This is a genomic window from Parapedobacter pyrenivorans (assembly GCF_014636865.1).
Classification (GTDB): Bacteria; Bacteroidota; Bacteroidia; order Sphingobacteriales; family Sphingobacteriaceae; genus Parapedobacter; species Parapedobacter pyrenivorans.
Window position 1 is genome coordinate 1,402,247 of record NZ_BMER01000001.1, and the last position, 24,201, is coordinate 1,426,447.

A 24,201-nucleotide genomic window follows, 5' to 3' on the forward strand; every position below is an offset into this window, starting at 1 on the left:
AAAGTAGCGTGTGATTAAGCAAGAGGTTGTTGATAAGATATTGGACACGGCTCGGATTGAAGAAGTGGTAGGCGACTTTGTGGACCTCAAGAAGCGGGGAACTTCCCTTATCGGGTTGTGCCCCTTCCACAATGAAAAAACGCCCTCTTTCAATGTGTCGGTAAGTAAAGGCATCTATAAATGTTTCGGATGCGGAGCAGGTGGAGATTCCGTGCGGTTTGTGATGGAGCATGAGAAGTATGCATATCCCGAGGCCCTCAAATACCTAGCGCAAAAGTACCATATTGAAGTGGAGGAAACGGAGCGGTCTCCCGAGCAGCTTGTTGCACAGGATAGGCGCGAGAGTCTATTCATTGTAACAAACTGGGCAGGAAAATTTTTCATGGAAACCCTATGGGACACCGAAGACGGACGTACCATCGGCTTGAACTATTTCCGTGAAAGGGGGTACCGCGACGATATCATCAAGAAGTTTGAACTCGGCTATTCACCCGAGGCGTGGACCGCCCTCTATGACCGGGCCAAAGCGGAAGGCCACAAGGATGAGTTTTTAGAAGCTACCGGACTCATCATCCGCAAAGATGATGGCGGCAGTGTGTACGACCGGTTTCGAGGGCGGGTACTATTTCCCATACACAACCTAACAGGCAGAATATTGGGCTTCGGTGGCCGTACGCTGAAGACCGATAAGAAGACGCCGAAGTATGTCAATTCACCCGAAAGTGAGGTGTACCACAAATCGGATGTGCTGTATGGACTCTATTTTGCCAAGAAGCCTATCCTTGATGCGGATAATTGCTACTTGGTGGAAGGTTATGCCGACGTACTATCGATGCATCAGGCCGGGGTAGAGAATGTGGTTTCCTCCTCGGGAACCTCGCTTACTCATGGGCAGATTAGGCTGATCTCGCGGTATACGAAGAATGTGACCATCCTCTACGATGGGGATGAGGCCGGTATCAAAGCCTCACTGCGCGGTACGGACATGTTGTTGGAGGAAGGACTGAATGTAAAAGTGCTGCTCTTTCCCGACGGCAACGACCCCGATTCTTATGTCCAGAAATTTGGATCGACAGCGTTTAAGGCGTATGTAGCCGAGCACCAGCAGGATTTCATTTTCTACAAGACCCATATCTTACTGCGCGATGCGGGTAATGATCCGATAAAGCGTGCGGAGGTCATTCATGATGTGGTGGCGAGTATCGCCTTGATTCCAGATGAGATCAAAGTTTCCGTTTTCATCCGAGAGTGCAGTGGCTTATTGGATATCCAGGAGCGGGCCCTGATTACCGAACTCAACAAGATACGGCTGGCGAGGCACCGCAAACCCGAAAGGCAAAAGGCATCACAGCCGTTGTCTCCCGATTTGCCTCCCCCTGAATTCCTGCTGGGTGATGATCCAACCCCCACAGCGGCGGAAACAACCGATACGCCGGATATTCTCCAGGAGCGGGAAATCATACGCATTCTGTTGAATTATGGCGAGGTAGTTGCTGAATGGGAACCTGCCCAGGGTATTCCGATTGCCCCCTTTCTCATCAATAGTTTAGACGATATTACATTTGAAGACCCGGCCTGCCTCGCCATTATCCGGGTATACAAGGAATACATGACGCGGATGGAGTTGCCGGGTGAGCGTTTTTTTGTGACGCATAGCGACCGGAAAATCGCTGATCTGGCGATATCCATGCTGGCTACAAAGTATACCTTGAGTCCAAATTGGAATGATGAAAAGCGAAAAATTTATGTCACGCATGAACGGGAACGGTTGGAGGGTTTGGTACACAACGCTATATATCGGATCAAAAAATGGAAGATAAAGCGCGAAATAATACAAACCCGAAAGGAATTGGAAACCGAATCGGATGAAGTAGCGATCATGGCGTTGCTGGAGAAATATAATAAGTATAAAGAGGCTGAAAAGGTAGTCAGCGAAAAGCTGGGTACCATTGTGTTAAAATAGGTTGATGATGCCGTTACACCTCAAAAAAGGCCGGGACGGAGAGGCCGCAGCCATGCAATACCTGCAAAAACAGGGATACCGTATTATCTGTCAGAATTGGCGTTATAAAAACCTGGAAGTGGATATCATCGCCGAAGAAGATAATATACTGGTCTTTGTGGAAGTCAAAACCCGCACCAGCCACGCCTACGGCATGCCCTATGAATTTGTTGACTATGCCAAACAGGCTAAGCTGACGCGTGCCGCCAATCATTATATTGCCGCGATGAAGCACGGTGGGGAAATCCGGTTTGATATCGTATCCATTTTGTATGCCGCGGAAAGCAAAACATATGACATGCGGTTGATCAGGGATGCATTTTGGCCGGATTAGGACGTAAATAAAAAATAACTAAGTTTGTCCTTATGAACAAATTGATCTACTTACCGACGGTGTTGCTTGCATTTATGGTATCCTGCAATACCCAAAAGAAGGCATCAAAATTTCGGTTTGACACGCCGGCAGCCGGTACATTGGTTAAATTGGGCGAATCCGTACCATTGAAATTGATATTTCCGGCAGATATTTCATCATTTGATTCCGTGGTGTATAGCATGGATGGGGTGGTGCTAGCGCGGAAGACCGATAGTACATCGGTAACCCTCGATACGGAAAAGGCGGCTTTAGGTAGCCGCACGCTCAGTGCCAAGCTCTATCATAACGGTGAAGAGCGGATAGCCCATAGCAACATCGTGGTGGTGCCACCGGCTCCGAAGCGATATAGTTTCAAGGTCATCGCGGAGTATCCGCATGATCCGGGAGCCTATACCCAAGGGCTGGAGTTCGAAAACGGGGTGCTCTATGAAAGTACAGGCCAAACAGGTAGATCTACCCTCCGCAAAGTTGACTACCGGACCGGGGAGGTCACGAAAAAGATTGATTTGGCCGCAACTAGTTTTGGCGAAGGGATGACCATTGTGGATGATAAAATCGTCCAGCTTACCTGGCGCGACGAGCGGGTTGGTTTCATATACAACAAAAATACCTTCGCTAAAATCGGGGAGTTTGCCTATGGCCAAAGCTTAGAAGGATGGGGGCTTTGCTATGACGGTACACGACTGATCAAATCCGATGGTAGCGGCCGGCTTTATTTCCTCAATAAGGATACCTACGCCGAAGAGGGCTTTGTAGAAGTGTATAACGAAAACGGCCCGGTAGATAGCCTCAATGAACTGGAGTATATTGACGGTAAAATATATGCCAATGTATATATGCAGGACATCATCGTGATCATCGACCCGAAAACGGGTGCTATTGAGGGCGAAATTAACCTTATTGGTATTTATCCGGATAAGGCGAGTCATGACAACGAGCTCAACGGTATTGCGTATGACCGCCAAGGTGACCGGCTTTTCGTAACCGGTAAGCTTTGGAGTAAGCTGTATCATATCGAGCTCGTGGAGCGCTAACCACTCCAGCATGCTGAGCGATATCAAGTACATTTTCAGATACCGGGAAAAGGCCGTTGACCGGGTAATGCTATATGTCAGCCTAGTTTGCGCATTAGTTGTGCTGTTTCATCTGGGCTATAATACGGATAAAGCCACGGCGCGTCAATTTGCAGTCATTACCAAATGGATTTTTTATGGACTGATGATATTGGGGATGATTCGGACGGCGCTATCCATTGTCGTTGCGCAGCGAATCGTTGCGGCACACTACGGTGGATTGGTGCTGATCATTTATTTTGCGGTGGTCGCGATTGCCCGAACAGCGCACCTCGATTTTGTGTCATTTTTACAACAGGATGAGTGGCTATACTTGGGAATACTAGCTGTATTCCTTACGGAGTTGTCGAAAAGCAGCCTGTTTTTTGATAATTTTTATTTCAATCCTACGATTCTTTTTGTCATTAGTTTCTTGGTGTTGATCCTGATTGGCACGTTGTTGCTGATGCTCCCACGCACCACATCTGGTCAGCCATTGAGTTTTGTAGATGCGTTATTTATGGCGACAAGCGGTGTCTGTATCACCGGGCTTTCGGTCATCGATGTGTCGATACGCCTCACCGGATTTGGGCAAACGGTATTATTGGTGCTTATTCAGCTGGGTGCGCTGGGAATCATGACCTTTACCGGGTTTTTTGGGTATTTTTTTTCTGGGGGTTTTTCGTATAAAAACCAGTTGATGTACAGTGAGATTCTAGGGCATAATAAGGTGGGGTCGGTTATCAATACGATGATCAAGATCATTTTTATCACCTTGTTTTTTGAGGCGATAGGAGCGGTGTTGATTTACTTCAGCATGGAATCCGCAGATTTTGATTCGAATGGTGAACGGTTGTTTTTTTCGGTTTTCCATGCCGTCTCGGCATTTTGCAATGCTGGATTTTCGACCATCGGTGACGGCATACATAACCCATTAATGCGGTTTAACTACAGCCTGCAACTGGTTATCGCGGCATTGTTTATATTGGGCGGATTTGGATTTGCGATCGTATTAAATCTTTATACGTTCATCAAGCGTTGGGTGATCAATTTTTTTAATCGTGCGTTTTACGGGCGACCATTTAGCTATCGCGCGTGGGTAATTAGTTTTAACTCGCGTTTAATTGGATGGACGACTTTCATCCTTATTGTTTTCGGTACAGCATGTACGTTCTTCTTAGAATATGGTCATACCCTAGCCGAGCACCAAACCTTATGGGGAAAGATTGTTTCCGCCTTTTTCACCGGGACTTCTTCCCGTACAGCAGGATTCAATGCGTCAGCAATGAGTGAATTTACGTTTCCTACGGTAATGTTGATGATCCTGCTCATGTGGGTAGGTGCCTCTCCTGGATCAACGGGAGGCGGCATAAAAACGACAACATTCGCCATTGCATTTCTAAATATTGTTAGTTTGGCGAGGGGGAAGGACGACTTGGAGATTTTCAGGCGGAAAATTTCAAATGACGCAGTGAGCAAGGCATTCGCGATTATCATGTTGTCATTTTTGGCTATCGGTCTAGCTATTTTTGCGCTGACCGTTACCGACGGCGATAAGGGATTGTTGAATATCGCATTTGAGTGTTTCTCCGCATATGCCACGTGCGGTCTTAGTCTCGGTATTACGCCCGGACTTAGCGATGGCGGAAAGGTGATCGTTACCTGCACGATGTTTGTTGGTCGGGTTGGGTTGTTGACATTGCTTGTTGCACTGATTAAGAACACGAGGAACCGGAATTTTACGTATCCGCAGGAAAAGGTGTTGTTCTAAAATTTTTATTATGAAGTATATCGTATTGGGCCTTGGGAACTTTGGGAAGTCGCTGGCTATCCGGCTTACCGAGCTCGGCCATGAAGTAATCGGTGTAGATAACCGGATGACGAAAGTAGAGCAGCTTAAAGAGAAGGTCACGCATACGGTGTGCATGGATAGCACAGACATCGATGCCGTTAGTGCATTGCCTTTGAAAGACGCTCATGCTGTAATTGTCGCTATCGGTGAGGATGAAGGGGCTTCCCTACTGACCACGGCATTGTTGAAACAGCTTCGTGTAAAACGAATCATTGGCCGCGTGGTATCCGACTTGCAGAAGACGGTGTTGGAAGCGATGGATATCGATGAATACATCATGCCGGAAGAGGAATCTGCCGCCCGGCTGGCGATGCGATTGGACAACATTGATATCGTAGATTCGTTTAAGATTTCAGACAAGTATAGCATCATCGAAACGAAGGTGCCGACGAAATATGCAGGAATGACCCTAAGGGATGCAAACCTTACCAACAAGTTTAAGGTGATTGTGCTGACGACCATCAAATCGACCGAGGAACTCGAAAACGGAAAGATAAAAGTGGGCAAAGAAGCAACGGGCATCGCCCAATCGGACACGGTGCTTGCCGAAGATGATATTCTGGTATTGTTTGGCGAATTAAAAGATGTCAACCGGTTGATCCAAAAGGGGGAGTAAGCGAAAAATAGCCACTACATTTTTATTTAAGCGGTGTTCGCGAATACCGCGCATTTTAGCTAAGTTTGGCGCTTATAACTGAAAAAACCAACGGCAAATGAAAACCTGGTTCAACAATAATTCAACACATCTGGCTGTTATCGGCGTCTTTATTGCCATCTGTTTCCTGTATTTCACGCCAGCATGGCAGGGCAAAGTGCTTTATCAGCATGACGTGCTACAGGCACAGGCCGGCCAGAAGGAGATTTTGGACATCAAGGCCCGTGACGGGGATATGCCGCTTTGGACCAATTCGATGTTCAGCGGTATGCCTTCTTATCAGGTGTTGATCGAGTTGCCGAGTAACCTAACCACGTACCTGCTAAGGGGCTTCAAGGCGGTGTTTCCGCATCCGATCGACGTGGTGTTGCTCTATTTGCTGGGGGCGTATCTGTTGTTCACCGTGCTCAAGGTGAGGCCTTGGCTTGCGGCTGTGGGTGCGATTGCATTTGCATTTTCATCGTATAATTTTATTTACATCGAGGCCGGTCATGCCAACAAAACCTATGCAATAGCCTTCATGGCACCGATCTTGGCCGGTATACTGCTGGCCTTCCGGGGTAAGTATCTTTGGGGGGCGGTGCTATTGGCGCTGGCCATGGCATTGGAGATCCGGGTAAACCATATTCAGGTAACCTATTACCTGTTTTTAGCCGCCCTGATTTTGGCGGGGATCGAATTATACCATGCCATCAAGGAAAAGAGACTGTTGTCGTTTGGCAAAGCGATTGCCTATCAAATCGCGGCCGTTTTGGTGGCGGTGGCGGTCAATGCATCCTTATTATGGCCTACCTATGAGTACAGTAAGGAAACCCTGCGGGGAGCATCCAATCTAAAAACAGAAAATACGCAACGGGCTGACAACGGAGTGAGCCGCGAGTATGCGTATCACTGGAGCCAAGGGGTGGGCGAAAGTCTTACCTTCTTGATTCCTAATGCCTATGGCGGTGGCATGTCTACACGGTTGGATGAACAATCTCATGTGGCCAAACTGGTGATGGGTAAAGGGGCTGACCCCAACCAAGCCGCCGGTTTTGCGGCAAACCTGCCGACCTACTGGGGTGAGAAGCCTGGTACATCGGGGCCCTGGTATTTTGGTGCGGGTGTCATGTTCTTGTTTGTGCTCGGACTGATTATCGTGAAGGGTCGGCTCAAGTGGTGGTTGGCTGGGGCGACGGCTTTGGTGCTGTTACTTTCCTTCGGACGCCACTTTCCACTGGTTTCGGATTTGTTTTTTGACTACTTCCCACTATACAATAAATTCAGGGCGGTAGAGTCCGTTTTGATCATCGCCACACTTTTGGTTCCTGTGCTGGCGGTATTAGCGATCAATGAGCTGGTAACCAATGGTGGTAAAATAAAGAACCTGGATAAGAAAGCGCTGTACGTATTATATGGCGTGGGGGGGCTCACCTTGCTTATCGCCGCATTGCCCGACCTGTTTCTGAGCTTTAAGAGTTCCAACCACCAGGCGATGATTGAGCAGTACGGGCAACAGCTGAAAGACAATACCTTCGCCAACGAAGTGATGGCCGCTTTGGTGAAGGATCGGGCGGCGTTGGCCAGGGCAGATGCGTTTCGCTCACTCCTATTTATCGTTGCCACGTTTGTATTGGTATGGTTGCTGGTCAAGAACAAGCTCAAGGCACAGGCAGTCGTCATCTTGCTGGGAATAGTGACGTTGATCGACCTATGGGGAGTAGATAGGCGGTACCTGAACGAAGATCGGTTTGCAGATAAATTGCAATTAGCACGTCAATTCAATCAAGAGCGGGAAGTAGACAAACTGATCCTCATGGATAAAGATCCCAACTACCGCGTGCTTGACCTGACCACCAATCCGTTTGCGGATGCACGTGCGTCCTATTACCACAAATCCATCGGGGGCTATCATGCTGCTAAGCTGATGCGCTATCAAGAAATGATCGAGCGGCAGTTTGCCGGCGCCATTAACGAAGATGTGTTGGATATGCTCAATACGCGCTACCTGATTACGACGGATAATCAAAACAGCCAGCGTATCCAACGGCGGAGTACCGCCGCTGGTAATGCTTGGTTTGTGGAGAAGGTGACGCTGGTGAAGAGCGATGAAGAAGAGATGGAGGCCATCAATGCCTTTGATCCTGTAAAGGAAGCGTTTGTTCATGAAGAATTTAAGCCGTTGTTGGATGAGAGCCGTTTGGGCCGCCCTGTGAATTCATCCATTGAGCTGACGGCTTATCGGCCGGACCGATTGGTGTATGAATACTCGGCACCCAATGACGCGCTGGCCGTATTCTCCGAGATCTGGTATGACAAAGGCTGGAAAGCCTACGTAGACGGCGAGGAGTATCCGATTTTGAGAGCAAACTACCTCCTGCGTGCGTTACAGCTACCTGGAGGCAATCATAAAGTGGAGTTTAAATTCGAGCCACGCGCATACCATGTTGGCGAAACCATTTCGTTGATTGCTTCGATTATTTTACTGTTCGGTATAGGTGGGCTGGTTTGGTTGGAGGTACGAAAGAAAGCATCGAGGGAACAGGCTAGAAAAGCTTGAGCTGTGGATCGGTTACCCGAAAAGTGCGCCGATGGTGATGGGTGAGCCCGTTCAGCATAATGGCACTTCGGTGCTGGATGGTTGGGTAGCCTTTGTTTTGACACCACCCATATTGGGGGAATTCTTCCGCGAGCTTTTCCATATATTCATCCCGGTAGGTCTTCGCCAATATGGAAGCGGCAGCGATGGACAAGTATTTGCCATCGCCCTTGATGATACAGCAATGTGGGATTTGCTGATAGGGAATAAACCGGTTGCCATCAACAAGAATATATTCTGCCTTTAACGATAAGGTATCGAGCGCACGGTGCATGGCCAGGTAAGAGGCATTGTGAATATTTATCCGGTCTATTTCTTGTGGACTTACGCTGGCAACCGCGTATGCTAGGGCCTTCATTTCAATAATGCTGCGCAATTCGGTACGTTGCGTGGCGGATAGTTGCTTGGAGTCGGTCAGTATCTCGTGCCCGAAGTCTTTCGGAAAAATCACCGCTGCCGCAAATACCGGGCCTGCTAGGCATCCCCTGCCCGCTTCGTCACAGCCCGCCTCAATAAGGATATCTTGGTGCTTAGCTAGTAGCATTGTTCTTTTCCGCTTCGTTAACAGTTGGCAAACTTAGCGAACTGGTGTTTTTTATGCAAGTTATTCACTGCTCGTTAGCTGCTTTAGCTATACTTTACGAATGAAACATATACTTTTGTCAATAAACCGCAGAAAAAAGGGGTTTAATACTCCGCTTGTAATAATTCTTATACAATTAAACTTAATCATGATGAGGATGTCAAAATCACGCATTACAGCAAAACCAATGGCTTTAAATGTTTGTACGGTATGGTTGTTCTTGTTTGTTGTGGCAAATCCGGTATTTGCGCAACGGAATAAGGGGAATATCCAGCAATCGCTGGATTGGGCCACTGATATCGTTATTGATGGACAGTTGGATGAGTGGGGTGATTCGTTGATTTACGAACACGCTACCCAACAATTTAATTACCACATCAAAAACAACGGGGAAAATGTATACGTAGCGATGCGCGTACCCGACAAGGACCGGCAGATGCAGATTTTTGCGCAGGGGCTCGCATTTACGGTCAATACCAAGGGTAAAAAGCGGGAAGGCCCTACGGTTTATTTCCCGGTCGCCGACCGGCTGGCTTTCCGTTCGATCATGTCTGCCGACAATGACGATCGGCCCGAAGATATGCGGAAAGGTGCGTTGGAAGCCATACGCGCTATCTATGTGATGCGGTTTGATGATGTGCTCGACGGCCAGATTTCGCTGGAAAACACGTATGGCATCCATGCACAAGCCACGCTAGATACAGCCGATGCGCTATGTGTGGAAATTGTGGTTCCACTAGCGCGGTTGGGTATTACAGGTGATGACCAGCGAGAATTGGCGTTCAACGTGAAGATTAACGGGGTGATGGTGCCGGGCAGCGGGAGCTCACCGAGTATGATGCGACGGGGATACGGTGGCTACGGTGGGTATGGCTACGGCTATGGATATCCCTACGGCTACGGGCAGCAGATGCCTTCGAAACCCCGCGAGGAACCGGGCGTATGGGTGATGGCCCCTTTGGCGAGAGAATGACTATATTTTTATTTACCATAACCAATGACAATTATCAATCAATCAACGATTAAACAAACAGTACGAGTCGGTCTGTTAGGCGCAGTACTTTCAGCCTTTGCGTTCGCAGGATTTTCCCAAACCAACAAGCGGGTACAGGGCACCTTAAGCGATCAAAGCGGGGAGTTGATCGTGGGAGCATCGATCAAACTGGTATCTGCCCTCGATTCGGTACAAACGAGCTCAGGCGTAGGCGGCGCTTTTTCGTTCAATAACCTAAAAGGAGAACGATTTGTGCTAACAGTGACGAGTTTGGGCTATGACACGCTCCGGCAGGAATATGCTTTTGAATCGGGAAAAAACGAATTGATTTTGCCCATCCGTGTCAGCGAATCCAGCCAGATGTTGGCCGAGGTGTCCGTTACCGGTGTGGCGGCGATCACCGTAAAGGAAGATACCTTGGAATATGCGACCAAAGACCTGCGGCTGCGCGAAGGGGCGCTGGTGGAAGATGCCCTTAAAAAGCTGGATGGTGTAGAGGTAGACAAGGACGGGAATGTAACCGCCCAGGGTGAAACCATCACACGTGCGCGCATCAACGGAAAGGATTTCTTTGGGGGAGATGTGCAAGCCGCCATTAAGAATCTACCTGCTGAAATCGTTGAAAAGATACAGATCGTAGATGATTATGGTGATATGGCCAACGTGACGGGCAACCGGACGGGCGACCCCGAGCGGGTGTTGAACCTGGAGATTGCCCCATCCCGGAACAAGGGTGATTTCGGTAATTTCCGGGTGGGCGGCGGCACGACCGACCGTTACCAGGCAACGGCTTCTTATGGCAATTTTAGCGAAGGCAGGCAAATTTCCGTATTGGGGAACCTGAACAACGTCAATGCGAACCTATTCGACTTCAATATCCGGAGTGGCGGTGCCCGCCGCGGTCCGGGGGGCGGGAGTTTTGGCCGCGGATTCGGCGGGGGTGGGATGTGGGGTGGATCAAACGGCCTGACCAACACCCAATCCATCGGCGTCAATTACCGGCAGGATTTCAATGACAAACTGACGATGTATGGCGAATACAGCTTTGGCCATACGGACAATACCACACTAAGTGACGAATTACGGGAAATCTTCGCTTCGGAAGCGACAACGTATACCACCAGCAACATGAATAATGGGAGCATCGGAAATGACCATCGCTTCAGTTGGAATGTGGAGTATAAGCCGGACGATAAGAACTACATCAAATTTTCGCCGAATGTGTCGTATCGGCAAAACCGCGCCAACAACCTTTCCTTGAGCACCAACAGCCGTGGCGAAACGCTGATCAACGACCTGACCAACAGACAAATCGACAAGTCGTACGCTCCGAACTACGGCGCCAGTGGGTTGTACAACCGGCGGTTGAACGATAATGGGCGGAATATCTTTGTGAATTTCTCACTCAATACGGCAAGTACCGAACAAGATCAGGAACGCGTGCTGAATACATTGGTTTATGAAACCGCCATCGAAGACCTGGAAAGTGTGTATCAGCAGCATTTGGTTACTTTGGAGAATAAAAACCTGAATGGCGGAGCCACCGTTTCGTACATTGAACCCTTGGGCGAACACACGAATTTGGAGGCAAGTTACGATTTTAATTTCGCTTCCTACGATAATAACCGGATGGCGAATGCGTATGATGCGGACGGACTGATCATCGATAATCCGGAATACAACAACAGCCGCACATACGATTATACGTTCTATACCCACCGGGCGTCGCTTACTTACCGGTATCGCAAAGACAAATGGAATTATTCATTGGGTGTAGCGGCTCAACCCAATGTGTTGAGGGGTGGCGCATCCATCGACGGCACGGCGATCCCCATCAATAGGACGGGTTTCAATTGGATGCCGGTGGCGCGATTGGAATATGAAGTATCACGGACCAAGCGATTTAATATCAACTATTCAGGGCGAGCGAATGAACCGGGCGTGACGCAAATACAACCATTCACCGACTATTCGAATGTGAATGCGCCGGTAACCGGAAATCCGGACCTCGCGGCGGAATTTACCCACGAGCTGCGCATCAACTACCGGAATTTCAACGTGGGTGAAGGGACATCGTTTTTTGTTGGGCTCTCCGGGTCATTGGCAGAAGACAAAATCGTAACCAACCGCACGACGTTTGTAGACGATTCCATCGGCCTGGTGCAGGCCACCGAATATTTGAACACGGATGGGTATTACAACACCAGGGGATACTATAATTTTTCAAAGCCTTTTGCAAACCGTACCTATACCTTTTCGTATGGCGGCATGATCAGTTACAACAACAACGTGTCATACGCGACCTCAGCGCTGACTAACAATGGCGAAACGGACTTGACCAGTGCGAGGAATGTGGCGAAAAACTGGGTGCTCTCTCAAAACATCAACTTCAGGTATAACCCCAAAGAGACCGTAGAAATAACGCCTGGTGTGCGGTATACCTATAATACGACGGCGAATACCGTTAATTCCGGAAACAATAGAAATGTCTCTACATGGGCCCTTACCTTGAACGGATCAGTGAACCTGACGCCCACGTGGATATTTGGTGCAGACGTAGCCAAGACCAGCAATAATGGGTACAACAGTTCAGTCGATGCCAATCCCCTGATTGTAAATACTTATATCGAGAAGCAATTTTTCCGGGGCAAGACAGGCGCTATCCGTTTCCAGGCGTTCGACTTGCTCAACGAACAGACGAATGTATCCCGCAGTGTCTCGGAAAATATGATCATCGACAGCAGAAGCAATCGATTGGCCCGTTATTTCATGCTCACGGTATCCTATCGCTTCTCCAACTTTGCAGGGGGGAGCATGGATGGCCCACGTGGTTTTGGCGGTCCGGGTGGGCCCGGTCGTTGGGGCGGCTGATCTTTTTTTCACTATCTTGCGCCGCAATGGAGTATGAGGTTATTCAGTTACCCAATGGCATCCGGCTGGTGTTGCATCACGTCGATTCACCCGTGTCGCACGCGTGTATGCTGGTCAATGCCGGAGCAAGGGATGAGCCGGTCGGCAGATTTGGGCTGGCCCATTTTATCGAACACCTGTTGTTCAAGCAGACGGCAAGGCGAAACACCAACCAGATTCTGAACCGGCTTGAAGCGGTAGGCGGTGATCTAAATGCGTATACGACCAAGGAATATACGTGCATACATGCTTCTTTCCTTTCCCCCTATCTGGAGCGGACATTGGATCTCTTCGAAGACTTATTTTTCCATTCAGTATTTCCGGAAAACGAAATAGAGAAGGAAAAAGGGGTAATCATGGATGAGATGGCCTCTTACCTGGATAGCCCGGAAGACGCGATCATGGATGATTTTGAGGACCTGTTGTTTGAGGGGCACGGATTAGGTCACAATATCCTAGGTACGGCAACCGACCTGCAAGGCCTTTCCAAGGCCGACATTGTAGATTTTATCAAGCAAAACTACAATACCCATGAAATTATCATCGGCGTAAGCGGAAATTACACGAGCAAGAAAGTCCGCTTATTGGCCGAAAAGATTTTGGGTAAATTGCCTGAAAATAATAGCGGAAAGGCTAGAATTGCACCAACGGTAATTCCCAGCCAGCAAACGGCTTGCCACAAACCCATCAATCAGGCGCACTACGTGATGGGTACAAAAGCTTATGGTGTGCATGACGAAAACAAGGTTGGCTTATTGTTGCTGAATAATTTGCTGGGTGGAATGGGGATGAGCTCCCGGCTCAACCTGATCGTGCGAGAGAAACACGGTATCGCTTACACTGTGGAATCCAATTATACGCCCTACTCCGATACCGGCCTTTTTTACATCTATTTTGGTACAGATGAAGAAAAGGCCGGACGAGCCCGCCGGCTGATATGGAAAGAACTGAAAAAGCTCCGGGAGCAGAGGCTGGGGGTAATGCAACTCTACCAGGCAAAGCAGAAATTCAAAGGGCAGATTGCCTTAGCCGAGGAAAGTCGCCTTAGCCTGATCGTTTCTTTAGCCAAGAGTTTGATGGATTATGATCGCGTACAATCGTTAAGCGAGATCCTTGCACAGATTGATGCCGTGGATGCCGGCCAGTTGCTCGGCATAGCCAATGAAATACTGGCTGAGGATAACCTTTCTTCGTTGAGTTTCATTCCGGATGCATAGTAGTCGCTACGGACGACCGTAGGCCCTTAATTTGATATAATATTTCCCTTTTTTGATACGATTCTAGTATCGAAAGAAAGCGTTAATGCCGTCTTTTGTGAAACAGTTTAACCGCTGTTAGAAACTAACCATAGGTCGTCATCATCTAAAATTTTCTAATATGGAAAGAAATCATATCAATAATGGGCATCCTAAAAGCCAGCTGTTGCGCATTGGTACATGGAAGCTACTAACCCTAGTGATGGTTCCCCTTTTTATAATGGCAGCCGCCGGCGTGAACGCAGAGGCAAAGCTTCATCAGGCGCAACCCACGCTTGTCATTTCGGGTACGGTAACCGATGAAGCCGGTACTCCGCTGACTGGGGTCAGCATCAATGCAAAAGGGACAAACACAGGAACTAAAACTGCAACGGATGGAACGTTCCAAATCAGCGTGGCGCCGGGCTCGACCTTGGCAATTACGTATGTCGGGTTTGCAACGCAGGAAATCGTGGTAAACGAATCGCGCGAATTGCAAGTGGTGTTGGAAGAAAGCGGTGTTTCGTTGGATGAGGTGATCGTAACGGGGGTGGCCGCCGGTACACCGAAAACAAAACTTGGCTTCGCGATCGAAAAAATTTCCGGTGAACGATTATCGAAAGTGCCTGCGGTTGATGCCGCAACGGCATTACAGGGTAAAGTAGCTGGCGTGCGCATCACGAGATCAAGCGGTGCCCCCGGGTCCGAAGTGGATGTGCAGCTACGGGGTGTAAAGATGATATTCGGCTCATCAAACCCGTTGTATATCATCGACGGCGTATTAACGGAAAATGGATTGGCTGATATCAACGCCGAGGACATCGAAAGCATAGAAGTGTTGAAGGGGGCTGCGGCATCATCGCTCTATGGGTCACGGGCCGCAAACGGGGTTGTCAGTATCATGACCAAACGCGGGAATTCCGTAGCGGCGGGAGACGTGCGGCTTGATTTCCGGACGGAGTATGGTAAAAACGGGCTGGGTTTTGTGCCGGAGCGATCATCGGCAACCAACCGCCTCGTTGAAAATGGCGTAGTAAATTATGGCGTGACCGATCCCGATCGGGTTTATGACAATATATACCCGACCACGTATGACCATATCGACCAATTTTTTAATCCGGGCAGCTATGTGACCAACCATCTCGGTATAAGGGGCACGTCTTCCAACAATAAGATCAGTGTATACACCTCGCTCCAACTTACCAAAGAGGAAGGCGTGGTAAAAATGGTAAAGGGCATTGAACGCGCTAATGTGCGGTTGAATTTGGATTATCGGATTTTGGATAACCTGACGCTCACAACATCCAATCTCTACACCCACACCAATGCAGACAACCGGGCAAGTGGCGCCTTTGGGGCCTTATTCCGCTCGGACCCCGGAGCAGATTTACTCGCACCAAATATTGATGGGTCGCCTTATTTGGTCAATGCCAACCGGATTGAGAATATCGTAAACCCACTCTATTCGATTACCAACTCGAAAAACGAATCCACGTTGGAGAAACTACTGTCCAATTTTTCGGTGAAATATGACCCCACGGATTACCTGACGCTTTCTTCTTCATTCGGGACAACCCGCTCAATCGGCGAGAACTTGTTTTTGACACCGAAGGGCCGCCTGCGATACGACCTGACCCCAGAGGTGGGTTATATATCCCGTGGGATGTGGAGGAACAGCGAAAAGGTATTTTCGGTAGATGCGATGTTTCATAAGAAATTCGGTGACTTTGATACCAAGTTCAAGGTGCAGTACCTGTATGAGGCTTCTCGATCATCCAGCTTGAATGGCGGTGGCGGTGATTTGGGTATTGGTGGAATGAATATCACGTCTGTAAACCTTTCGGCCAATCAAACGGCCAGCTCAGCGGTTTTTAGCACGGTAGCGAACAACGTAGCCGCCCTATTTGTGCTGGATTATAAGGATAAGTATATCCTCGATGCACTGGTGCGAAGGGATGCTTCTTCGCTGTTTGGCGCCGATGTGAGGTGGCAGACGTTTTATCGCGTAGCCGGTGCATGGCGGATTACAGAAGATGTGAATATCGGAGGAATTAATGAATGGAAATTGAGGGCATCTTATGGGGTAGCGGGACTACGGCCACCATTTGAAGCCCAGTATGAGGTATTTGCACTTCAGAACGGCGTGCCGGGTAATATGGAGACCTTGGGGAATAGCCTGTTGAAGCCGTCGTTCTCTAAAGAGACGGAAATCGGTACCGATATGCAGTTTCTGGATCGGTTCTATTTCAGTGCTAATTATTCGGTTGCCAATAATACTGACCAGATTCTCAAAGTGCCTGTAACCCCGCTTTCCGGCGCAGCCTTCCAATGGCAAAACGCCGGCACTATCCAGACGCGGGTTTTCGAAACCAGCCTGAATGCCAACCTGATCAATAAAGCCAGTTGGGGGTGGGACGCAGGCGTTACATTCGACAAGATCAAACAAAAGATTACCAAACTGAATGCCACCCCGTACATGTTGGACGGAACACGTTTTAGAATTGAAGAGGGCGTTGATTTTGGTGTGCTATACCTCGATAGGTTTGCACGATCGTTGGAGGAAGTAGCCAATCAGGTGCCGGCAGGGAGGGAAGCGAACGAACTATTTGTCGTCAATAACCAAGGATTTGTGGTGCGCCGTAACGAAATCGGCACCATCAATGAAACACCGGTTAAAATCAAGGATGACAATGGCAATGTGGTAGCCCTGCCCAGCCGGAGCATGACACCTAATTTTAACCTGAACTTCAATACCACCATCCGCTTTAAAAATCTTTCACTTTATACACTGTGGTCGTACCAAGACGGTGGAATACTTTACAACCATGCGGTGCGCTATACCACCGAGCCCAAATTATTTGACCAATCGGGTAAGCCTTGGAATGAAGTGAAATCAGCCGCATATTATAGCAATGGCGGGCAGCAGATCGGTATGCTTGGATGGGATAATGATGTGCTGGTGTTTGACGCTTCATTTCTCAAACTAAGGGAACTGGCGATCAGTTATGACATCAAGCCTGCAAAATGGCGATTTATCGATAATATCAAGGTAAGCCTGATCGGCCGCAACATCTTGACGCTGACGAAATATCCGGGATTCGATCCCGAAGGGGTGTCGGCAGACCGCAGCAAAGGCGTTGATGCAAATGCCTTTAGGTTTGAGTCCAATGAGCAATATCCGTTATATAGGACATTCAGTGGCTCATTAGCGTTTACATTTTAACCAAAATAAATCATGAAAAGATTACTTATCTATATCGCCGCGGTTTTCATGCTGGTACCCAGTTCATGCAGTTTTTTCGAACCCATTGACATTGCAAATGAAAACCAGCCTAATATCAATGACCTCGCGACACCGGCCGAATTTTATTCGCTGTTGCGGAACGGCTATAATACCTGGTACAATGGATCCATAGCCGCCAGTCCGACAATCGGGTTTGCAAACGCAGAGCTGTTTCAGGCAGGAACGCCCGGTTGGGGATCGGGCACCATGTGGTTCAGGCCACGGCAGCAGCTTTTTAATGACGATACGCCTGACCCAGTGATCATCATCAACTTTGGCGCGTGGTATAACTACTACGGCAGCGTGGGCAGTGCAATCAAAATGTCCAAAATGTTTGAAGACCCGAATTTTAAGATCACGTTGGGAGGTGTGGATTATACCAACCGCGCAAAGGCGCATGCCTATTTGATCCAAGCACTGCTCTATGGCAATATCGCGTTGTTATATGATAAAGCCTATCTTTTTACAGCAGAGCACGATGCGTTGACGTTTGACTTTGCAGCCAATACCAAGACGTATCAGGAAGTGATGGATTACGCATTGACCCAATTGGATAGGGCGATCGAACTGATCGAGACGGATGCGATCGATGAAGACCCTGCATCCGTGGTAGCGGGCGTAACGTTTAACAAGGCGCTGCTCTTGCAATTTGCAAATTCGATGGGCGCCCGGTTTTTGGCGTCCAATGCCCGGACACAGGCAGAGAACAGCCAAGTGGATTGGAATCGGGTGAAAAGCTATGCCGAAAAAGGATTGCAAGCTGATTTTAAGGTGGCCTACGATGAAGGTTGGCGGGGAAAAGTGATGACCAGGGATGTCGGCTCAAACTATTTCGCATTTTACAATATGAACTGGATCCGCATCAGCCAATGGCTATTGAATAAGATGGCGCCGGATGATCCTTATTCGGTATATCCGATCCCGGTAACACCAGGCAGCGACAGTTTTAAGGATTGGCCTGAAATCCAAAATTCCCCAGACAGCCGGTTGACGAAGTATTTTAGGTACGAAAATATGCGAAATTGGTTTGGGTCGGATCGTACAGAAAGACCGGGATACGGTACGTTTATTTTGAGCCAATACCGGTACTGGCGATACTATGACATCGTAGAAAGAGGACAAGGGATGGTAGACCATTTCCTGAAAGCCGAAAACGATACGTACTTGGCGGAGGCGCTCATCCGTACCAGTGGTGACCGGGAACGAATTGCACAATTAATCAACAACAGCCGGGTAACCTTAGGAGACCTTCCGCCGGCGCTTGCCGCGGAAAGTTACGAAGCATTGGAAGATAAACTGTTTTATGAACGTTACGTAGAGTGCGACCTTGTATGGCCACAGTTGGGCTTTTTCGACCGGCGGCGAGGGAAGGATCAGCTGATCCCAGGTACGGCGAGGCATTTCCCAATACCAGGCCCTGAACTGAAAATGCACGGCCAAGCGCTATATACGTTTGGTGGTGTCGGAAATGAAATGTGAATTGGTGTAATCAATTAATATTACGTAGGCTTAACGAGGCTAAAAAATAGATACAAATGAAGAAGTTAGTTTTGCTTTTTGTAACCGCAGGCATATTGTCACAAGCATGTGAGCGGGATTTGGCATTCGAAACATTATCGATCACTGCTCCAGCACTAGAAGTGCAGATCGAAGGGGTGGCGCAAGGCACCGAATACCCCAAAATAGACGGAGCCACGGTAGAGGTGCTGAATAGTGCCGGACAATCGTTGGCTACGGCTACTACGGATGCTAAAGGCCGGGTGTTATTTACCGGCGAACAGCTGAAGGAAAAGGGCGTATTCACCGTAATGGCACAGAAGGACGCGCTGAGCGGTGAAGGAACGACACCCTATTTATTGCTGAATGACGGCGTTACCTTATTTACATTGACCATACAATAGGATTATATCCGTGATTCGATACCGATTATCAATAGTCGGGTTGCTCGCATTGGCAATCCTTGGTTCGTGCGGCCGACCGCAAAGGCCTTTTCTTTCTGATCTGGAGGCGGATAGCGATTTCCCGCTGTATACGACCTACGCGGCGGCGACGGAACGCTCGAATTTCATATTGGATGAGGGCTATACTTTTCGGTATTACACCGATAGTCTGGGGGCTGATTTCACCACGGATACCGGTGGCGATATCGGACTGGGATTCAAGATGGGTGATCAGTGGGTTTACCGGATTGAGGATATGCACCAAGCACCGATCATCACGGCGAGTTACCCGGACATGGTGCGATATACTTATCGGCCTTTTGAAGGGGTTAAGGTGGATGTGTGGTTTGTGGTGCACAGCTCTACGATGGCGTTGATAGACGTTTGTGCAACCAATCTTACTGGAGCAGCTATGGATCTGGAGGTATACCCGTTCATGCGTAGCAATGGCCGCGCATTCCAGCAGATCGAACAACGGGACGATCATTTTCTTTTTGACCACCAGGAATATCCAGATTCATGGACGCTAGATCATGACCTTCCCTATACGGACAGCATTCGGAATGTATGGCTGGCCGCTGAACCCCCCTCGGCTATGGGGGCATTCACCAGTGAAAACGGAGAGCCTTTCAAACTACCCAATCGCATTGAAAATGAGCGGCAACCGGTGCTGCAAATTAATGGCCGGGCTTACCTGCCCGGAAAACAGCGCGTCAATGATGCCGATGGCAGGTTGCGCCTACAGCTGATGATTGACGGCGATCCGACAAAATTGCTTACGGAAAGCAGCCCCGTTTGGGGAGGCATGCATCCCGCCATCGATCAAGGAGGCTTCTACCGGTTGGAAGCGGCCATGCTCAACGAAAACGCCAAAACGTTTACCCTGCAAGCTTACGATGCCGCCAAAAGGTTATCGGGCCAGATTACAGGGGTGTTGACCAGTGAGAGCCAGCGCCATGACGTCGATCTGGTGTCTAGCGCGGCAATAACGGTAATGAGCGACACGGAAATCCATTGGGATGCGCTACACCACGTGCACCTTGCGTGGAAGGCGGGTCGGGAACACGCATCATTTTCGATATACCGTAGGCATTATCCTGCAGCGTATTATGAGCGGATAGTCAGTAACATCGTGGAAACGAGCTACACCGACGCAACCGCAGAACCGGGTGAAGTATATGGATATCTGGTTATCCCTGCAAACCAACAGGGCGAATTGGGAATGCATGCGCCAGAAGTGACTACAATCGGGCAGACGGTATTCGCGGATTTCGTGCAGGATACCATGGCTGCCGATTCTTTTACGGCGATGGACTATGCCAAGCTGTTGACATTCAAGTATGCCTTGCAATTGAAGGCCGGAAAGTCGAAACAACTTCGTTTTATCCGCGGTATCGCATCCGTCACCGCCGCATCGGACTCACTGGTGCACGCCGCACGCGCACTGTTGCGCCAGCCGCTCGAACCTTATCAGCAGGACAACGAACGATTTTTTGCAAAAACCCCCGTGCCCCACTTCGGTGACCCAGATAAGGAAGCGCTATATTGGAGTGCCAACAACATGATGCGACAGGTATTTTATCCGTCGGAAGGGAAGTCTAGCTATAACTACTATGTCTTTTCAAGGGAGCCCACTTGGGGATGGGGGCATGGCGGGCAGGTATTCCACGAAAGTATTGCGATGCTGGCGTATGCACATGTAGATCCTATAGGTGCGATGAATTCCCAACGCGTATACCGCGAACGCCAGTATGAAAACGGATACATCAACTATCGGACAGGTGGATACCTGGACGAGGTTATCGAGCACAACGGCCAGCTGACAACCTCCGCACCTTGGTATGCTTGGCTCAACTGGGAAGTTTACCGGATAACACAGGATAGCGTGTTTCTGGGAGAAATGTATGATTCTTCGAAAAAGTTGTTCCGCTTCATCGTGGACAACCGGGACAGCGATGGGGACGGGCTCTGCGAGTGGGGTGGGCACGCCGTGCTCGAATCGGTGCGCGATGCATTGGTAGCCGTGTGGGACGAAGTGGGATTCCCTACCAATTTCGAGAGCTTGGACCTCAATTGCATGTTGGTTAAAGAAGCCAAGTCGTTGGAGCAAATGGCGCTGAAGCTAGGGTTAGCGGAAGAAGCAGCTGCATGGAAGGCCGATCATGAACAACGTAGCCGATTGATTAATGAAACGTTCTGGGACGAAAAAAACGGATTTTACTATCAAGTAGATAAGGTAACGCACACCTTCAGCCATAAGGCCCAAGATGATTTGAAGCGCGACGAAATCATTGGCTTCCTACCACTTTGGGCAGGTGTTGCCGACAAGCAGCGCGCGGCACGGTTGGTTGAAAAGCTAACAGACACCACGCAGTTCTGGAGACCGTATGGTATACCAACGCTATCCGCACGCGATTCGTATTACAACGATAAAGGGTATTGGAACGGGCCAGTATGGGTACAATGGAATTACCTGATCCAACTGGGGCTCCAAGATTATGGTTATCACGATGTGGCGGACGAATTGGTCGATCGGGTGGCCAAGGGCATGGTTGCGGTATTAAAGGAAAATCACAATTTGTGGGAATTTTACAGCCCGGACCACCCTTGGGGCGGATACCATAAAACATACATTTGGGCAGGTATCATCAACCGGATGATGATGGATGCACAGCAGTAAATCATATTGCAAAAACACATGAAGTTAAAGAAAACGGTTATTTTTTGTATGCTCATTGCTATCAGTTTGCTAGCTCAATTAGCCTTGGCCCAAAATTACATCAACAACCGGGCACCGCTTGCCAAAAAGCCGTATATCGAATTGCCGCTGGGTAGCATCAAGCCTCAAGGATGGCTGCACGAAATGCTGCTACGGCAAAAAAGCGGCACTACGGGGCAATTGGATACGTTATATCCTACCGTTATGGGTGCACGAAACGGGTGGCTGGGCGGCGATGGCGATCAATGGGAGCGTGGCCCCTATTGGATAGATGGGTTATTGCCACTCGCTTACATCCTCGACGATGAGGTGTTGAAGGCGAAGGTACAGCCCTGGGTCGAGTGGGCCATCAAGAGCCAGAAACCCAATGGGTACTTCGGCCCTGATAAAGACTACGGATCCGAGCCGGGGCTTCAGCGCAACAACGCACACGACTGGTGGCCTAAAATGGTGGTGCTGAAAATCCTCCAACAATATTATTCGGCTACTGGCGATGACCGGGTCATCAAGCTGATGTCGGGCTACTTCAGGTACCAGTTGAACACGCTTACCGAAAAGCCTTTAGGTCATTGGACATTTTGGGCAGAGTTTAGGTCGGGCGATAATCTTCAAGCGGTGTACTGGTTATACAACATCACGGGTGAACGCTCGCTCTTGAAGTTGGCCGAGCTGATCCACGGGCAGGGTAAGGATTATACCGGTATGTTTGAGCAACGTGAAGCGATGAGTACGATCGGTAGCATCCATTGTGTTAATTTGGCCCAGGGCATCAAAGAACCGATCATCTATTACCAGCAAAATCCCAACAAGCGTTTCATCGACGCCGTAAAGCTCGGTTTTAGTGACATCCGCAAATTCAACGGACATCCACAGGGCATGTATGGTGGTGACGAGGCACTGCATGGCAATAACCCGACCCAAGGGTCTGAGCTGTGCACTGCCGTGGAGCTGATGTTTTCGCTGGAAAAAATGTTGGAAATCACCGGTGATATCGAATTTGCCGAGCACCTGGAAAAGGTGGCGTTTAATGCGCTTCCTACGCAAGTGACCGATGATTTTATGGATAGGCAGTATTTCCAACAGGCCAATCAGGTGCAAATCCAGCGACGGCCGTACAATTTCAACATCAATCACGGAGAGACCGATTTGGTGTTTGGCTTGCTTACCGGTTACCCGTGCTGCACGTCCAACATGCATCAAGGGTGGCCAAAGTTTACGCAGAATCTTTGGTATGCCACGGACGATGGTGGGTTGGCCGCACTGCTGTATTCGCCAAGCAACGTTACTGCAAAAGTTGGTAACGATGTCACAGTTTCGCTTACCGAAGAAACCAACTATCCGTTTGATGAGGCCATCCGTTTTACGTTGGCGATCGAGCGTGGAGTCGCGACGGTCGATTTCCCTTTGCACCTGCGTATACCGACATGGTGTACAGGCGCGCAAATTAAAGTGAATGGCGAGCTGTGGGGAGGGGATACCGATTCGGGGCAGATTGCGATTATCCGCCGTACTTGGAAATCCGGTGATCGGGTCGAACTCGCATTACCGATGCATATCACGACGAGCACGTGGCATGAAAATGCGATGGCTGTAGAAAGAGGGCCGATTGTCTATGCACTGAAAATTGCTGAGCGCTGGGAAAAGAAAGCGGTTACCGACAATCCGGCCTTATATGGCTCCCATTACTACGAAGTATATCCCGAATCGCCGTGGAACTACGGCATCGTCGATTTCGCGAAAAAGGATCCGAACGATGTCTTTAAGGTCATCAAGCGCCAGGACGTGGATTTCACCTATCCTTGGAACTTGGAAAATGCACCCGTTGAGCTAAAAGTAACGGGGAAGCGGATGCCTACGTGGACGCTATATAATGGTATGGCCGGCCCGTTGCCTCATAGCAATATCATCTATGGCATCCAGTCGACCAATGAACAACCGGAAGAAGAGATTACCTTGATACCTTACGGTGCTACCACGCTGCGTATTTCGGCCTTTCCAGTGATTAACCCTCAACAATAAATC

General features: G+C 49.1%; 15 protein-coding genes. 14 read left to right on the forward strand and 1 reads right to left on the reverse strand.

The window, feature by feature from the left end; all coding sequences use genetic code 11:
- Nucleotides 1–10: 10 nt before the first annotated feature.
- The 6 genes from dnaG to IEV98_RS05635 all read left to right on the forward strand — a co-directional run bounded on the left by dnaG (nucleotide 11) and on the right by IEV98_RS05635 (nucleotide 8,476).
- Entirely contained in the window at nucleotides 11–1,963 is a 1,953-nt protein-coding gene (gene dnaG, locus IEV98_RS05610; RefSeq protein WP_188504900.1) for a DNA primase, read from the forward strand.
- Nucleotides 1,964–1,967: 4 nt separating this feature from the next.
- Nucleotides 1,968–2,336 carry a YraN family protein gene (locus IEV98_RS05615; protein WP_229738594.1) on the forward strand — a complete coding sequence of 123 codons (369 nt, stop codon included), beginning with the start codon at nucleotides 1,968–1,970 and terminating at the stop codon, nucleotides 2,334–2,336.
- Nucleotides 2,337–2,368: 32 nt separating this feature from the next.
- Complete coding sequence (locus tag IEV98_RS05620; protein ID WP_188504901.1) at nucleotides 2,369–3,412, forward strand: glutaminyl-peptide cyclotransferase; 1,044 nt, start codon at nucleotides 2,369–2,371, stop codon at nucleotides 3,410–3,412.
- 10 nt (nucleotides 3,413–3,422) lie between these two features.
- Nucleotides 3,423–5,201: a TrkH family potassium uptake protein gene (locus IEV98_RS05625; protein WP_188504902.1), complete on the forward strand. Its 1,779-nt coding sequence runs from the start codon at nucleotides 3,423–3,425 to the stop codon at nucleotides 5,199–5,201.
- 10 nt (nucleotides 5,202–5,211) lie between these two features.
- Nucleotides 5,212–5,898, forward strand: coding sequence for a potassium channel family protein (locus IEV98_RS05630; RefSeq protein WP_188504903.1), 687 nt, complete (start codon nucleotides 5,212–5,214; stop codon nucleotides 5,896–5,898).
- Nucleotides 5,899–5,995: 97 nt separating this feature from the next.
- Nucleotides 5,996–8,476 carry a YfhO family protein gene (locus IEV98_RS05635; RefSeq protein WP_188504904.1) on the forward strand — a complete coding sequence of 827 codons (2,481 nt, stop codon included), beginning with the start codon at nucleotides 5,996–5,998 and terminating at the stop codon, nucleotides 8,474–8,476.
- Here IEV98_RS05635 and rnhB read toward each other — a convergent pair.
- Nucleotides 8,463–9,059, reverse strand: coding sequence for a ribonuclease HII (rnhB, locus tag IEV98_RS05640; protein WP_188504905.1), 597 nt, complete (start codon nucleotides 9,057–9,059; stop codon nucleotides 8,463–8,465). The two genes, IEV98_RS05635 and rnhB, sit on opposite strands and share 14 nt — an antisense overlap.
- Before the next feature lie 226 nt (nucleotides 9,060–9,285).
- Between rnhB and IEV98_RS05645 the strand changes: the two genes are divergently transcribed.
- From IEV98_RS05645 to IEV98_RS05680, 8 genes are all read left to right on the forward strand, one after another.
- A complete protein-coding gene (locus IEV98_RS05645; protein ID WP_188504906.1) occupies nucleotides 9,286–10,071 on the forward strand; it encodes a hypothetical protein in 786 nt (261 codons plus the stop codon).
- Between the two features lie 24 nt (nucleotides 10,072–10,095).
- The gene (locus IEV98_RS05650; RefSeq protein ID WP_188504907.1) at nucleotides 10,096–12,963 is read left to right on the forward strand and encodes an outer membrane beta-barrel protein; all 2,868 of its coding nucleotides are present in this window, start codon (nucleotides 10,096–10,098) and stop codon (nucleotides 12,961–12,963) included.
- Between the two features lie 26 nt (nucleotides 12,964–12,989).
- The gene (locus tag IEV98_RS05655; protein ID WP_188504908.1) at nucleotides 12,990–14,219 is read left to right on the forward strand and encodes a M16 family metallopeptidase; all 1,230 of its coding nucleotides are present in this window, start codon (nucleotides 12,990–12,992) and stop codon (nucleotides 14,217–14,219) included.
- A 160-nt stretch (nucleotides 14,220–14,379) separates the two neighbouring features.
- Complete coding sequence (locus IEV98_RS05660) at nucleotides 14,380–17,460, forward strand: SusC/RagA family TonB-linked outer membrane protein (protein WP_188504909.1); 3,081 nt, start codon at nucleotides 14,380–14,382, stop codon at nucleotides 17,458–17,460.
- A 12-nt stretch (nucleotides 17,461–17,472) separates the two neighbouring features.
- Nucleotides 17,473–18,999, forward strand: coding sequence for a RagB/SusD family nutrient uptake outer membrane protein (locus tag IEV98_RS05665; protein ID WP_188504910.1), 1,527 nt, complete (start codon nucleotides 17,473–17,475; stop codon nucleotides 18,997–18,999).
- 56 nt (nucleotides 19,000–19,055) lie between these two features.
- Nucleotides 19,056–19,421 (forward strand): hypothetical protein, encoded by a 366-nt coding sequence (locus IEV98_RS05670; RefSeq protein ID WP_188504911.1) that lies wholly within the window; start codon nucleotides 19,056–19,058, stop codon nucleotides 19,419–19,421.
- Nucleotides 19,422–19,431: 10 nt separating this feature from the next.
- Nucleotides 19,432–22,140, forward strand: a complete 2,709-nt coding sequence (locus IEV98_RS05675; protein ID WP_188504912.1) for an amylo-alpha-1,6-glucosidase — start codon at nucleotides 19,432–19,434, stop codon at nucleotides 22,138–22,140.
- Nucleotides 22,141–22,158: 18 nt separating this feature from the next.
- Nucleotides 22,159–24,198, forward strand: coding sequence for a beta-L-arabinofuranosidase domain-containing protein (locus IEV98_RS05680; RefSeq protein ID WP_188504913.1), 2,040 nt, complete (start codon nucleotides 22,159–22,161; stop codon nucleotides 24,196–24,198).
- Nucleotides 24,199–24,201 lie beyond the last annotated feature (3 nt).